At 55.7% G+C, this 14,755-nt stretch carries 15 protein-coding genes; 3 read left to right on the top strand and 12 right to left on the bottom strand.

The window, feature by feature from the left end; translation table 11 throughout:
- Positions 1-63: 63 nt before the first annotated feature.
- Genes recJ through xerD form a run of 3 tightly spaced genes read right to left on the bottom strand, consistent with a single transcriptional unit; the run spans position 64 to position 3,444 of the window.
- Positions 64-1,797: a single-stranded-DNA-specific exonuclease RecJ gene (recJ, locus tag WG891_RS00930; RefSeq protein WP_337261235.1), complete on the bottom strand. Its 1,734-nt coding sequence runs from the start codon at positions 1,795-1,797 to the stop codon at positions 64-66.
- A 6-nt stretch (positions 1,798-1,803) separates the two neighbouring features.
- The gene (gene dsbC, locus WG891_RS00925; RefSeq protein ID WP_337261234.1) at positions 1,804-2,517 is read right to left on the bottom strand and encodes a bifunctional protein-disulfide isomerase/oxidoreductase DsbC; all 714 of its coding nucleotides are present in this window, start codon (positions 2,515-2,517) and stop codon (positions 1,804-1,806) included.
- 27 nt (positions 2,518-2,544) lie between these two features.
- Positions 2,545-3,444, bottom strand: coding sequence for a site-specific tyrosine recombinase XerD (gene xerD, locus WG891_RS00920; protein WP_076942405.1), 900 nt, complete (start codon positions 3,442-3,444; stop codon positions 2,545-2,547).
- Positions 3,445-3,551: 107 nt separating this feature from the next.
- On the opposite strand from xerD, the gene fldB reads away from it, so the two are divergent.
- Positions 3,552-4,070, top strand: coding sequence for a flavodoxin FldB (gene fldB, locus WG891_RS00915; RefSeq protein WP_337261233.1), 519 nt, complete (start codon positions 3,552-3,554; stop codon positions 4,068-4,070).
- Between the two features lie 35 nt (positions 4,071-4,105).
- On the opposite strand, the gene creD is transcribed toward fldB, so the two are convergent.
- The 5 genes from creD to sdhE all read right to left on the bottom strand — a co-directional run bounded on the left by creD (position 4,106) and on the right by sdhE (position 8,364).
- Complete coding sequence (gene creD / locus WG891_RS00910; protein WP_076942407.1) at positions 4,106-5,506, bottom strand: cell envelope integrity protein CreD; 1,401 nt, start codon at positions 5,504-5,506, stop codon at positions 4,106-4,108.
- A gap of 84 nt (positions 5,507-5,590) precedes the next feature.
- On the bottom strand, positions 5,591-7,009 hold the full coding sequence (creC, locus tag WG891_RS00905) for a two-component system sensor histidine kinase CreC (protein ID WP_337261232.1): 1,419 nt from the start codon (positions 7,007-7,009) through the stop codon (positions 5,591-5,593).
- Positions 7,006-7,701, bottom strand: coding sequence for a two-component system response regulator CreB (gene creB / locus WG891_RS00900; RefSeq protein WP_076942409.1), 696 nt, complete (start codon positions 7,699-7,701; stop codon positions 7,006-7,008). The genes creC and creB overlap by 4 nt, the downstream gene beginning before the upstream one ends.
- On the bottom strand, positions 7,701-8,117 hold the full coding sequence (locus WG891_RS00895) for a protein YgfX (protein ID WP_337261231.1): 417 nt from the start codon (positions 8,115-8,117) through the stop codon (positions 7,701-7,703). The genes creB and WG891_RS00895 overlap by 1 nt, the downstream gene beginning before the upstream one ends.
- Entirely contained in the window at positions 8,098-8,364 is a 267-nt protein-coding gene (sdhE, locus tag WG891_RS00890; protein WP_337261230.1) for an FAD assembly factor SdhE, read from the bottom strand. The genes WG891_RS00895 and sdhE overlap by 20 nt, the downstream gene beginning before the upstream one ends.
- A gap of 298 nt (positions 8,365-8,662) precedes the next feature.
- Between sdhE and ygfZ the strand changes: the two genes are divergently transcribed.
- A complete protein-coding gene (gene ygfZ / locus WG891_RS00885) occupies positions 8,663-9,655 on the top strand; it encodes a tRNA-modifying protein YgfZ (RefSeq protein WP_337261358.1) in 993 nt (330 codons plus the stop codon).
- Positions 9,656-9,697: 42 nt separating this feature from the next.
- On the opposite strand, the gene trhA is transcribed toward ygfZ, so the two are convergent.
- Complete coding sequence (trhA, locus tag WG891_RS00880) at positions 9,698-10,372, bottom strand: PAQR family membrane homeostasis protein TrhA (RefSeq protein ID WP_337261229.1); 675 nt, start codon at positions 10,370-10,372, stop codon at positions 9,698-9,700.
- A gap of 195 nt (positions 10,373-10,567) precedes the next feature.
- Between trhA and WG891_RS00875 the strand changes: the two genes are divergently transcribed.
- Positions 10,568-11,176, top strand: coding sequence for an HD domain-containing protein (locus WG891_RS00875; RefSeq protein WP_337261228.1), 609 nt, complete (start codon positions 10,568-10,570; stop codon positions 11,174-11,176).
- A 31-nt stretch (positions 11,177-11,207) separates the two neighbouring features.
- Here WG891_RS00875 and WG891_RS00870 read toward each other — a convergent pair whose 3' ends face one another.
- The 3 genes from WG891_RS00870 to WG891_RS00860 form a co-directional block, all read right to left on the bottom strand.
- Positions 11,208-11,954, bottom strand: coding sequence for an SDR family oxidoreductase (locus WG891_RS00870; protein ID WP_337261227.1), 747 nt, complete (start codon positions 11,952-11,954; stop codon positions 11,208-11,210).
- A gap of 104 nt (positions 11,955-12,058) precedes the next feature.
- Positions 12,059-13,180, bottom strand: a complete 1,122-nt coding sequence (gene tyrA / locus WG891_RS00865; RefSeq protein WP_337261226.1) for a bifunctional chorismate mutase/prephenate dehydrogenase — start codon at positions 13,178-13,180, stop codon at positions 12,059-12,061.
- Positions 13,181-13,186: 6 nt separating this feature from the next.
- Positions 13,187-14,260, bottom strand: a complete 1,074-nt coding sequence (locus WG891_RS00860; protein WP_337261225.1) for a 3-deoxy-7-phosphoheptulonate synthase — start codon at positions 14,258-14,260, stop codon at positions 13,187-13,189.
- Positions 14,261-14,755 lie beyond the last annotated feature (495 nt).

The raw sequence follows: 14,755 nt of genomic DNA, 5'->3' as shown, positions 1-14,755 counted from the left end.
AGCGAGTTGGTCAGTTTTTGTGGCGAGAATGACTGGGGGCCCGAAGGCACCCCAGGAAAAAGACTAGCGCGGCCAGAGATGTTGGATCAGCAACTGCACATTACGGTTGCCACGGAACTCGTTGACCTCCAGCTTGTAGGCCAGTTCGGCTTCTTTCACGCTGCTGTCGGGCCACAGCGTCGTATCGATGTTGAAGGCGATGCCATCCAGCAACGGGCCGCCGCCGAGCGGTTCCACCATCAGTTTCAGGTGTTTCTCTCCCACCAACCGCTGCTGCAGAATGCGGAATTTCCCGTCGAAGGTCGGTTCCGGGAATGCCTGCCCCCATGGCCCGCCCTCGCGCAGCAGTTCTGCCGTGGTTAACGTCAGTTCCTGCATTGCCAGTTCGCCATCGGACCAGATCACCCCTTCCAGCATTGCCGGATCGAGCCATTCCCCCACCAAGTCGCCAAAGCGCTGGCGGAACTCATCAAACTTGGCTTCTTCGAGCGATAAACCGGCGGCCATCGCATGGCCGCCAAACTTCAGCATCAGCCCCGGGTTCAGAGTGTCGAGCCGCTCCAGCGCATCACGCATGTGCAGCCCGGCCACCGAGCGGCCAGAACCTTTCAGAATACCATCCCCCGCCGGAGCAAAGGCAATCACCGGGCGGTGGAAACGTTCTTTGATGCGTGAAGCCAGAATGCCGACTACGCCCTGATGCCATTCTGGATGGTACATCGCCAATCCGTAAGGCAGCTCGGTGGTAGAGCGCTCCAGCTGATCGCACAGTTGCAGCGCTTCTACCTGCATGCCCTGCTCGATTTCACGCCGGGTCTGATTCAACGCGTCGAGATCGTTGGCCAGCATACGGGCCTGGGCGATGTCATCACTCAGCAGTAAGGCCACGCCGATCGACATATCATCCAACCGCCCGGCAGCGTTGAGCCGTGGGCCAAGGGAGAAACCGAGATCGCTTGCCGCCAACTGGCGCGCATCACGGTTCGCCACCTCCAGCAAGGCACGGATGCCTGGCCGACATTTACCGGCGCGAATGCGGCTCAGGCCCTGATGCACCAGAATACGGTTATTGGCATCCAGCGGCACCACGTCCGCCACCGTCCCCAAAGCCACCAGATCCAGCAGTTCTGCCAGATTAGGCACGGCCAATGTCCGCTGTTCGAACCAGCCGCAGTCGCGCAGCCGAGCACGCAGCGCCAGCATCAGGTAAAAGGCTACGCCGACACCGGCTAAGGATTTGGAGGGGAACTCACAGCCACGCAGGTTGGGGTTAACGATCGCTTCCGCCGCGGGCAGCGTTTCGCCCGGCAGATGGTGATCGGTAACCAGCACCTGCATTCCTTTTGCGTGCGCCAGATCAACCCCTGCATGGGAAGAAATGCCGTTATCCACGGTGACGATCAGTTCGGCACCGCGCACCGCCACCTGTTCTACCACTTCCGGGCTCAGGCCGTACCCATCTTCAAAACGGTTTGGCACCAGATAATCGACGGCGCTACAGCCCATGCTGCGCAGTGCCAGCACCGTCAGTGCAGTGCTGGTAGCACCGTCGGCATCAAAATCACCCACGACCATAATGCGCCAGCGCTCGACCATGGCCTGCTGCAGGAGAGTGACCGCCGCGTCGATACCGTCCAGTTGCTGCCAGGGCAGCATACCTTTAACGCCACGCTCCAGTTCCTGTTCCCCCTTAACCCCACGCAAAGCGTATAGACGGCGCAACAGCGGTGGTAAACTGGCAGGCAGATGGCTGGCGTCCGCCGCCTCACGGCGGCGTAATTGGGTTTTAATACTCACTGGCTGTTATTTCTTTGCGGCTGAGGCAGCGTGTGCATCCAGCATCGCGGCCATTTCTTTCGGGCCTTGGTAGCCTGGGATCAACATGCCATTTTGCAGAACGATAGCGGGGGTACCTTGAACGCCAAACTGTACGCCTAGCGCATAGTGCTTGCTGATGTCAGTTTTGCAGGTCGCTGGCGAGATCGCATCACCTTTCAGAGCGGCGTCGAAAGCTTTGGCTTTATCGGCAGAGCACCAGATCGATTGCATGTCTTTCTCAGCCTGTGAATTCAGGCCCTGGCGCGGGAACGCCAGATAACGCACGGTGATTCCCAGCGCGTTGTACTCTTTCATCTGCTCGTGCAGTTTATGGCAATAGCCGCAGGTGATATCGGTAAACACGGTGATCACGTGTTTTTCGTTTGCAGCTTTATAGACGATCATCTGATCTTTCAGCGCTTCCAGCTTGGTGACCAACAGTTGGTTGGTGACGTTCACCGGCTCTGCGCCGCTGACGTCATACAGCGGCCCTTGCAGCACATGTTTACCGTCTTCCGTGATATACAGCACGCCGTTCTCGGTCAGGACGGTTTTCAAGCCTGCAGCCGGTGAAGGTTGCACATCGGCCTGTTTGATCCCCAGGCTGCCGAGCGCTTGTTGAATCGCGGCATCGTCAGCGTGAACCGCGCCGGTAAATGAAGCCACCAGCATAGAGAGCAGCATTACACCTTTTTTCATTCTTTCAATCCTTTCAGACCCTGCACGTCAGGCGCGCGGGTGATGCTGTTGATGTAGCTGTTTCAACCGTTCGGTCGCTACATGTGTATAAATTTGCGTGGTCGAGAGGTCACTATGCCCCAATAACATCTGTACGACACGGAGATCGGCACCATGGTTCAGTAAATGGGTGGCGAAAGCATGGCGCAACACATGCGGAGACAGCCGTTCGCTGTCAATACCGGCTAGGATCGCATAGTGTTTGATGCGATGCCAGAACGTCTGTCGGGTCATTTGCTGGCTGCGGTTGCTGGGGAATAACACATCCAGCGTTTGGCCATTCAGCATCCACGGGCGGCCATGCTCCAGATAATTTTCAATCCAGTACACCGCTTCTTCACCCAGCGGCACCAACCGCTCCTTATTCCCTTTACCGATCACCCGTACCACTCCCTGCCGCAGGCTGACATCGCTGATGGTCAGCCCCACCAGTTCCGATACGCGCAACCCGGTGGCATACAACACTTCCAGCATCGCTTTATCGCGCAGTTCCAGCGGCTGATCGACACAAGGGGCCTGCAACAGGGCTTCAACCTGCGCCTCGCTCAAATCTTTCGGCAGCCGCTGCGGCAGCTTGGGCGAGGCCAGCAGCGCGGTTGGGTCGTCTTCCCGCAGCTTTTCACGGTAAAAATATTGGAATAAACGGCGCATTGCGCTCAACAGGCGGGCTGAGCTGGTGGCTTTGTATCCCCCCTCAACCCGTTCGGCGAGAAATGCCTGCAAATCCAGCGCTTCGGCCTGCAACAGGCTACTGTTATGGTGCTCCAGCCAGCCTGCCAACGCCTGCAGATCCAAACGGTAAGAGGCCAACGTATTCTCCGCCAGATTGCGTTCAAGCCATAGCGCATCCAGGAATTGCTCAATCAGCGCACTTTCTTGCTGTCGCATCGGCTCCTCTCTCTTGTTACGTTTATGCCCCCGGCATTATGCCTGAAGACAGCACAAATCTGGTACACTCCTGGCCATTCTCGGTACGGTTATATAGCGATTTATACATGAAGATTGGTCTGTTTTACGGCTCCAGCACCTGCTACACCGAAATGGCGGCAGAAAAAATCCGTGAGATTCTGGGTGAAGACCTGGTCGACCTGCACAACCTGAAAGACGTCTCCCCCAAGCGGATGGAGGAATATGCCATCCTGATCCTTGGTATTCCTACCTGGGATTTCGGCGAACTGCAAGAGGACTGGGAGGCCATCTGGCCGCAACTGGGTGAACTTGATCTGCAAGGCAAGATTGTTGCCATGTACGGGATGGGCGATCAGTTAGGTTACGGCGAGTGGTTTCTGGATGCGCTGGGGATGCTGCACGATCGTCTGGCTCCACTCGGCGTGCAGTTTATCGGCTTTTGGCCGACCGAAGGCTTTGAGTTCACCAGCCCGAAGCCCCTCAGCGCCGATGGCAAACACTTTGTCGGCCTGGCGCTGGATGAGGTAAATCAGTACGAGCTGAGCGAAGATCGTTTGCAACAGTGGTGCGAACAGATCCTGCTGGAGATGGAGCCGCTGCTGTAAAGCCAACGGGCGCAGAGGTGCGCCCGTTGCGTGAATTACTTCCACAATCTAAAACGATTATCACCGTTACTGGCCGGTGCTTCACCGGTTTCAACGGCCCCCTCGGCCTTGGTATCATTTCCCTTCAGCCGCGCCGCATCGGCCACCTGATACCAGTCCAGCTTGCGTGTCAGCAGCATGATGCCAGCCAGGACACCAAACAGCAGCACCGATCCCAACACCAGCGCGTTATCTTCTGACTGCAACAGCAGATACAGCACGCCATACAGCAACAACAGGCTGGCAGCGAACAACGCACCACGCAGCTTGCCGCGCAATACGGCGCTGAGGTAGAAGGCAATCAGTCCGCTGCAAGCCAGGCTGGCCAGCAGATAGGCCACGTCAAAGCCAAGATGCTCCGAGAAAGCCAGCAGAATCAGGTAGAACAACACCAATGCCGCCCCCACCAACAGGTACTGAATCGGGTGCACCCGCAGCCCGGTGAGGGTTTCAAACAGGAAGAACGCCATAAACGTCAGCCCAAGGAACAACACCGCATACTTTACCGCGCGCTCGGTCAGTTGGTAGTGATCCACCGGTTCGATCAGGCTGGTGGTGAACGTCGGCAATTTCTCCTCCTCAACCATACCGTTATCATAGAGAAACGCACTGTTGATATTGTTGGCAAACCAGGTGCTGCGCCAGCGCGCGGTGAAACCGTTCTCCGTCACTTTGCGTTCATCAGGCAGGAAATTGCCGAGAAAATTCGGATGCGGCCAGTTGCTCTGCAATACCAGTTCAGAACTGCGCCCCAGCGGCACCAGAGACAGGCTGCTGGTCCCGGCCAGAGTCAGGGTGAAATCCGCGTCTAAGCCGTGCTGCTGTAAAGATTCCAGTGCCAGCGGCGCATGGATCCCCTGAGAAAGCCCCGCCACCAGCGTACCCGGCTCAAACGCCGCCTGCTGCTGCACGCCGTTCAGTGTTGAAATACTCTTGATGCCGCGCGAGTCGCTCAGTGACACCAGCAGGAAGGGCTGGCCGATGGTCACATTGCTGCTTTGCAAATCCTCCAGATCGGGTTGAGCAAACTTGACCTGGAACTTCAGTGGCCCCTGATACACCTGCGTCTGGTAGATCCCCAACTTGCGGACTTCAACATTGGGCTTGCCATCCACCAACAACGATTCCGGCAGCACAAAGCGCTGATGGCGGCTCACCTGCAGGTAGGTTTCCCCTTTATCATCTTTCTTCTCTTCCCGAAGGGTATAAGGGATGACGATCAGCGGCCCGAGGATCCGCTGTGCCCGGCTGGTACTTTCGCTCACCTGCCCAACCACGCTCTGCCGGTAGCCACTGCGCTCCTGCACTACATCCATCAGTTGCGCTATGGGGATCATCATCAGGATCATTAATCCCAACAGGGTGGTTATTTTCCAAAACAACACTGATTTAAACATCGCTGCGTACTCCTTGTAGGTAATGGCGCAACGATAGAACCGGCAGGTGAAAACAGAATGTGGCTATGTGAAGGGAAGGTGAAGTCAGAGCGATAAAGTGAGCGTTGCCGCCACGCCGTGCGGCTGCAGGTTGTGCAAACGGATGGTGCCACGGTGCAGACGCGCCACTTCCTGCACAAAGTTCAGCCCCAGGCCGCTGCTTTTGGCTTTATCTGCACGCGCCAGCGAATAAAAACGCTCGAACACCTTATCCAGCGCGTACTCCGGAATGCCGCTGCCGGTATCGCTGACGGTGATCTGATAGTGCTTTTCTAGCCGTGATCCTTGAATGCTGATGGTTCCCCCCGCCGGGGTGAAATCCAGCGCGTTATCCAACAGGTTGCTCAACGCCTGGCCGAGCAGAAAGGCATCGCCGGTCAGGGTCGCGTCGGCCAGTTCCCTGGTTTGGAGGGTGATGCCGCGCTGTGCGGCCTGCGCCTCTTTGCCAGCAATCGCCTGCCGCAGCAAGGGTTGCAGCGCCACCGGAGCCAATTCCAGCCCAGGCCTGCTTTCCAGCCGTGCCTGGACCAGCAGCTTGTCGACCAGTTGCTGGATGCGGGCACTCTGCTGTTCGATGTTGGTCAAAAAACGCTTGGCAGTTGCCGGTGGTGGAGACTCCTGCAACAGCTCGGCGGCACCGCGGATTGCTGCCAGCGGGCTTTTCAGCTCATGGGTCAGGGTGTGCACGTATTGCTCGATATAGGCTTTGCCTTCCAGCTTCAGGCGCATGCTTTCTAACGCCTGCGCCAGTTGGGCCAACTCAGCGCTGCCCATCTGCGGCAGCGGAATTGCTTCACCTTGAGCCACGCCGTCGGCGTAACGCACCAGGCGGCTAATCGAGCGGTTGATCCACCAGACAAACCCCAAGCCAATCGCCAAGGCGATCCCCAGCAGCACCGCGCCCGCCAGCAGGATCCGCCGCTCGCTGCGCCGGATCACCGGCACCATACTGCTGTTCGGTTTGCCCACGCTCAGCACACCGATAATCTGCCCCTGTTCAATCACCGGCGCTGCCACGTACATAATAGAGCTGCTTTCATCGTCAGGGATCATGCGCGTGCTGCGAGCACCGTACTGGCCACGCAGTGTCAGATAAACATCATTCCAGCGCGAGTAATCCTGCCCCAGAGCCTGACCGCCGGAATCAAAAATCACCTTGCCGCGGCTATCGGTCAGATACACACGGTACTCATTGCGATCTTTACGGATGCCGGCAATATTGGCACCGATTGGCCGCTGGTTCAGTTGAGCAAAAGCCTGTGCCAACTGGCCGTAGGCAGCGTCGCCGTGTTTCATATCCAAACGGGCGATCTGCGCCAGCAGATTGGCGGTATCCACCAGCGTGCCCTCGGTGGCACGCCGTACCCCAGGCTTCACTTCCTGCACAAAAATGCTTAAGACGAAATAACCGGCCACCGCCACAATCAGGAAATACCCTAACAGCAGGCGCAGGCCGATCTTCATGGTTGGCGGCTCACGCTGTAACCCAATCCGCGGTGGGTGTGGATCGGTGGCTCCCCGGCATCAATCGCCCGCAGTTTGGCGCGCAGCGTTTTGATGTGGGTATCGACGGTGCGATCCAGGCTCTCTTCCGCGTGGGCCCAAACGCTGTCCATCAGTTGTTGGCGCGAGAACACGCGCCCAGGTGCCAGCAGTAAGGTTTTCAGCAGCAGGAATTCATAGCGGGTCAGTGGCAACGGTTGCTGGTGATAGCTGATAGCAGCCCCCTCTTCGTCGAGGGTAAACGCGCCAAACTGATACAGGGTAGGCTGCTGCAGGCGCTGTTGTTTGTGCAACCGCCGCAGGATCGTTCTGACGCGAGCGCTGACCTCGCGCGGGGAAAAGGGTTTGGCGACATAATCATCGGCACCGATCTCTAAGCCTATCAGACGATCGACCTCATCGCTGCGCGCGGTAAGAAACACAATGGGTAAATCTGCCGCCTGCGCCAGCAGCCGACGGCAAAGTTCAAAGCCATTGATATCGGGCAGGCCGACATCGAGGATCGCCAACGCCGGTGCGCCCTGCGGCAAAGCCAGGAGCGCGGGTTCGCCACGATCAAACCAGCGCACCTGAAAGCCTTCGCTCTCCAAGGTATAAATCAAGGTATCGGCAATGCTGGGTTCGTCCTCCACCAGCCAGAGCAGCGGTTTCATTATTCGCTCCCGCTATCACCCGGATACAGCAGCAACTGACGCAGATGACGCCATTCCGCCTTACTCAGGCAGTCTGAAGCCAACCACAGGCGATGACGTTTCTTGCCGTTAGCCTGCTGCAACGTCAGCAGAATACCAAAGCCCGACATCCAGGGCTTTTTCAGCATCAACCACTCCTGCCCCTGCCATTCCACCCGGCGCTCCGCCAACCACCGCAGCTCGCCCTGCCTTGAGGCAATGCGTTTTTGGCTACGAATGCATTCAAACACCACCAGCGTCAGCAACGCCAGCCAGATCGGGCCGTAACCCTCCGGCCAGGGTGAGATCAGAATCAGCAGTATCAGTGCGCCATGAGTCAATAACGAGAATAGCTGGGTACGCCAGGAAACGCGGACATCACATCGCCACTGGGCCACGGTCTTTATTTCGCGTTTGGATCAGGGAAACCATTCTCTGCAGTTCTTTGTCCTGCGGAGCACCATGATTCATAAGCCAATTGAATAAATCGGGATCGTCACTCTCTAGCAAGCGGATAAACAGCGCTTTGTCTTCATCGTTCAGTGTGTCGTATTCGTACTCAAAGAACGGCATGATCGAAATGTCCAGCTCGCGCATCCCACGGCGACAGGCCCAGTGAATACGCGCTTTGTTATTAATATCCATGTTGTTATGGCTAACCTCTTTTCGGCATGTGTTGCCAACGCAGGGTTCAATCGACACTCTGTATGGCAACACGCGCGCAATATAATTCCATCAGCCCACGATTTGACTGAAGAAGGATCGTGACCGTTAGTATACAGGGTAACAATTTGACATACTCGCCGGGAAGGCCGTTCTCCGATCTGGAGCGCAAAATGTCAAAAAAAGCACGGTGCCGTAATAACTGTTTGCAAACCGAGCCACCTCTTTTACCATGCAGTTAACCCTTTCAGGCAATCTGAATATGAAGCAGGAACTCATTATGGCGTTCAATATTCCTTTCCCATCCCGTCTCCCCTCCGCCTCTGCCCAACTGCCACTCACGCTGATCTCACTGGAAGATTGGGCGTTAGTGCAGTTGAACGGGCCGGACACGATGAAATACCTTCAAGGCCAGGTCACAGCCGATATCGACAAACTGGCAGCGGACCAGCACGTGCTGTGCGGCCACTGCGATGCCAAAGGCAAGATGTGGAGCAACCTGCGTCTGTTTCATCGTGGTGAAGGTTTCGCTTATCTGGAACGTCGCAGCGTGCTGGACAGCCAGTTGGCGGAGATCAAAAAATACGCCGTGTTCTCCAAAGTGACCATCGCTGAGGATAATACTGCCGTGCTGCTGGGCGTGGCGGGGTCACAGGCTCGTGACGCACTGGCAGGCATGTTTACAGCCCTGCCGGATGCCGAGCACCAGGTGGTGCAAGACGGGGATACCACCCTGCTGCATTTGGCCCTGCCAGCAGAACGCTTTCTGCTGATCACCACGGCAGAAATCGCCGAGCAGCTTAGCGCCAAGCTCGCTGGCCAGGCCATGTTGAACGACAGCCGCCAATGGCTGGCGCTGGATATTGAAGCCGGTTACCCGCTGATTGATGCCGCCAACAGCGCACAACTCGTGCCGCAGGCTACCAACCTGCAGGCACTGGCAGGCATCAGCTTCAGCAAAGGTTGTTATACCGGGCAGGAGATGGTGGCACGCGCCAAGTTCCGTGGTGCCAACAAGCGGGCTCTGTACTGGTTGGAGGGTAAAGCTGAGCGTGTACCGCAAGCCGGTGAAGATCTGGAACTGCAGTTGGGCGAGAATTGGCGGCGTACCGGCACCGTGTTGGCCGCAATCGCGCTGGATAATGGCACGCTATGGGTGCAAGCGGTGCTGAACAACGATCTGGATGCCAGCAGCGCATTGCGCGTCCGGGAAGATGCAGGTAGCCAGTTAGCCATCAAACCGCTGCCCTACTCGCTGGCAGAAGAGAAGTAACGGATATGTCAGCCGCAGGCACAATACCTGCGGCGCTTTGCTTTAGACGTAGAGATAAATCGCCAGAAAGTGGCACAGACTGCCGCCGAGCACAAAGCCGTGCCAGATGGCATGACCAAAGCGCAAACGCTTCGATGCATAGAAAATCCCCCCCAACGTATACACCACGCCGCCCACCGCTAACAGGGTGACACCACCTATCGCCAGTCGCGTGGCCAGTTGGTAAATCACAACCAGCGACAGCCACCCCATGAGCAGATAGGTGACCAGCGACAACACCTCAAAGCGGTGCGCAAATGCCAGTTTGAAGATCACCCCGAACAACGCCAGCCCCCAGATCACCACCATCAACCCCCTAGCCAACGGTGAATCCAGGCCCACCAGCAGGAAAGGCGTGTAGGTCCCGGCAATCAGCAGGTAAATGGCGCAATGGTCGAATTTTTTCAGCCAGTGTTTGGCTTTTTGATGAGGAATGGCGTGATACAGCGTGGAGGCCAGAAACAGCAAAATCATGCTGCCACCATACAGGCTGTAGCTGGTGATAGCGGTGACATCAGCCCCGCTATTCACCGCCTGCACCAGCAACAACACCAAGCCGACGATCCCAAATACCAGCCCTATGCCATGGCTGATGCTATTCGCAATCTCTTCAGCCCATGGATAAGGCGCGCCTGCGGGCTTATCAGTTTCTGCCTTTATTTGATCCTTTCTCACCATAGTGCGCACATCCTCAGAACAGCCAACAGTGTTTGAAATTACTGCAAAAGAGCTTAACTGAGAATGATTTCAGTGTACACGTGTACGCTAAAATAAAACTGTGAACGCGTGTAACATTGCACAGGCGTCGAATTTATCGGCTCGCTGAGCTACAATCGGCAAGCTTTCCCCGCCACTAACCTCGAGGTTCACTCCATGTCGTCTGCTGTACCCGCCTTAGATTTTGGCTCCATGACTCAAGTTATCCACTTCCTGATGGAAATCGACAAACTGAAAAACGTTCAGCGCCGTACCAAAGTTCTGGGCAGCCAACGTCAGGAGAATTCCGCCGAACACAGCTGGCATTTTGCTATTGCTGCCTTAAGCCTGGCACCTTATGCCGGTACAGATGTCGACATTCAACGTGTGATCCAGATGGCCTTACTGCATGATATCGTTGAAATCGATGCCGGTGACGTGATGGTTTACGATCTGGCAGCGCGTGCCGCGATCCACGATCAGGAAATCGCGGCTGCAAAACGTTTGTTTGGTTTACTCCCCGAACCTCAGCGTTCGTCGTTCACCGCGCTGTGGCAGGAATATGAAGACGGCGAAAGCGCCGATGCGCGCTTTGCTCTGGTGCTAGATCGCAGCATGCCGATGCTGATGAACCTGCACAATGAAGGCAAGAGCTGGGTAGAGAACGGTATCAGTCTGGAACAGGTACTGGAACGTAATACGATGATTGCCGATATCCATCCAGAGCTGTGGCAACATCTGCATCAGCACCTACTGGATGCACAGCGCAAAGGCTGGTTGAAGTAACAGACCAGGGCACCGTGGTGCCCTGACTGATTCAGCGCCCGCCAGCAGCCTCGATAAAACTGCCGGTCACGTAAGATGCCGCATCGGAAAGCAGCCAGGCAATCACTTCCGCGATCTCTTCCGGTTGGCCGCCGCGCTGCATCGGCAACAGCGTTTTAACCCGATCCACCCGCCCAGGTTCACCGCCGCTGGCATGCATCTCGGTATAGATACACCCTGGCCGCACGCCGTTGACGCGGATCCCTTGCGCCGCCACCTCCAGCGCCAGGCCGGTGGTCAGCGTATCCACCGCCCCTTTCGACGCCGCATAGTCGATGTACTCCCACGGAGCCCCTAAGCGCGCCGCAGCAGAGGAGACGTTGACGATCGCCCCGCCCTGACCACCGTGGCGCAGCGCCATACGCTTCACCGCTTCGCGGCAGCAGAGAAAATAACCGGTAACGTTGGTGCTCAGCACTTTGTTGATACGCTCGGCACTGAGCTGCTCAATCCCTGTCTGTTGGAACAGAATACCGGCGTTATTCACCAGTGCATCTATGGGGCCAAGCGTCTGTTCTAAGGCGGCAAACATCGCCACCACCTCATCTTCCTCGGCGATATTCGCCTGCAGAGCCATCGCCTTGCCACCCTGTTCCCGGATCTGCGCCACCACCTGCTCCGCTGCTGCCTGGTCTTGCAGATAGTTCACGCCGACCGCATAACCCTGCTGAGCCAGTAATAATGCCGTCGCACGGCCAATACCCCGGCTGGCACCGGTAATTAATACTACCTTCGTCATATCTGCTCCTAGCGGTGGGTGTTCGTCATTAACGTGGGTCAGTTATAGACAAAAAGAGGTTCGGCAATTGCCGAACCTCTTTTTTCATCAAATGCATATAAGTGCTATTGGCGGCTATCATTCGCCTGGCGCAACAGCGAACGGCTCTCTACCAGGAAACGTTGGGCATAATCACCAAACCAGTGCTCCACTTTCTGGAAGCTCTGGATAAACGCCTGTTTATCACCCTGTTCCAACAGCTGAATCGCCTCACCGAAGCGCTGATAGTAGCGTTTGATCAGATGAATATTTTCTTCGGAAGACATGATGATATCAGCATAGAGCTGCGGATCCTGGGCGAACAACCGGCCCACCATCGCCAGTTCCAGCCGGTAGATCGGTGAAGACAGCGCCAACAATTGCTCCAGTTGGACATTTTCTTCTGCCAGATGCAGGCCATAGGCAAAGGTCGCGAAATGGCGCAACGCCTGGATAAAGGCCATGTTCTGATCGTGTTCAACCGCGCTGATGCGATGCAAGCGCGCGCCCCAGACCTGCAGTTGCTCCAGCAACCACTGGTAAGCTTCGGGCTGGCGTCCATCGCAATACACCACTACCTGCTTGGCAACACTGCCGACATCCGGGCCAAACATCGGATGAAGCCCAAGAACCGGCCCGCCGTGTGCCGCCAACATGGCCTGCAATGGCCGATTTTTGACCGACGCCAAATCAACCAGGATGCAGTCTTCCGGTAAGGGTGGCAGCTTGCCGATCACCTGTTCGGTGACGTGGATTGGCACGCTGACAATCACCATGCCGGCATCCGCCAACAAGGTATCGGCCTGCGGCCAATCTTCCTGATCCAGCACCTTTACCTGATAACCGGATAAGGTCAGCAAGCGGTTAAATAAGCGCCCCATCTGGCCATTACCGCCGATAATCACAATCGGGCGTAATTGCGGGCACAGCGTTTTAAAACCTTTGTCGTTCTCGCTGGTATAGGATTCGCGCATCACCCGACGCAGCACATCTTCGATCAAATCCGGCGGCACCCCGAGACCTTCAGCTTCTTTACGGCGCGAAGCCAGCATTGCCGCCTCGCGCTCAGGTACGTAAACCGGTAAACCGTAGTGGCTTTTCACTTCCCCTACTTCCGCGACCAGTTCAAGGCGCTTCGCCAACAGGCCCAGCAATGCTTTATCTACTTCGTCAATTTGATCGCGTAATGCGGTCAGTTCAGCCACCATAACTCACTATTCTCCAGTGCGAGCCATCAGCACCGCGCCGAGCTCCTGATGCATTTGGCGCAGCAGAGTCTCTGTGCTCTCCCAGTTGATACAGGCATCGGTCACTGAAACGCCGTAACGCATCTCTGCACGCGGCTGTTCAGACGACTGATTCCCTTCGTGCAGATTACTCTCCAGCATAATACCGGTGATCGAACGATTACCTGCTTTGATCTGCTCAACGACGGATTCGGCAACAACCGGCTGACGGCGATAATCTTTATTTGAGTTGCCATGGCTGCAATCTATCATCAAGGACGGCTGGAGTCCTGCATCCTGCATCTGTTTTTCACAAGCGGCAACGTGTTCCTCACTGTAGTTTGGCGTCTTGCCGCCGCGCAGGATCACGTGGCCGTCCGGGTTACCCTGGGTTTGCAGCAGACACACTTGCCCAGCCTGATTGATCCCAACGAAACGGTGTTGCATAGAGGCTGCACGCATTGCGTTGATCGCCGTGCCCAAGCTACCGTCGGTGCCATTCTTGAAGCCGACCGGCATCGAAAGGCCGGAGGCCATCTCGCGGTGCGTTTGAGATTCTGTGGTACGCGCGCCAATCGCCGACCAGCTGAACAGATCGCCCAAGTATTGCGGGCTGTTAGGATCCAACGCTTCGGTAGCCAACGGCAGACCCATACCCACCAGATCTAACAGCAGGCGGCGCGCGATATGCAAGCCCGCTTCAACGTCAAAGGTTCCATCCATGTGTGGATCGTTGATCAAACCTTTCCAACCCACCGTAGTTCTTGGCTTTTCGAAATAGACACGCATAACGATATACAGCTGATCGCTCAATTCAGACGACAACGCTTTCAGACGACGCGCATAATCCAGCGCCGCGTCCGGATCGTGGATCGAACAAGGCCCACACACCACCAGCAGGCGGTGATCCTGCCCTTTAAGAATGTTGGCGATGGTTTGGCGTGCAACAGAGATTTCATTCTCATCACGAGCACTGAGTGGGTGTTGGTTTTTAAGCTCTTCCGGGGTTATCAGGACCTGTTCTGCACTGATATGTACGTTGTTGAGCGCGTCTTTTTGCATGATGCTATTCCTGTCTTGTGCCGTTATGCGTGAACGTTAATAAAGCATGAGGGTTATAGCGCTCTACACTATCATGAGATGTAAATATTTCAATCCATTTACTGTAAATAAAAAATTACCATCATTATCAAACCTCTCTCCAAGGTCTAAAAATCACACCGAAAAAAATTAATTAATTGATAAATAAATACAAATAAGGATTTACGCACTCTATGACAAGACCGTTAAAAAACTTGCAGAGCAAAGCCAAAAACCTCAATAAGTGTAAATTATTGTTTACACAAATCAGAGTGCAGCTTTGCTACGGAAAAGAACACTGTTCAGGGCATAAATCCCTTGGCGAGAAAACAATCAACACCGGGCAATAGTAAATAACAGCCAATAAATTAAACAACTCAAATACAATTACAACACAATTCGCTGGCAATTAATTTTCAATCACTCTGCATTTCTCTTTATTCATGCGGGTTTAAAGCAGGTATTGAATAAAAATTG

Source organism: Serratia sp. MMO-28 (genome assembly GCF_037199905.1).
In the GTDB taxonomy this organism is placed as follows: Bacteria; Pseudomonadota; Gammaproteobacteria; order Enterobacterales; family Enterobacteriaceae; genus Chania; species Chania oryzae.
This window is presented reverse-complemented; position numbering and strand designations above follow the sequence as displayed.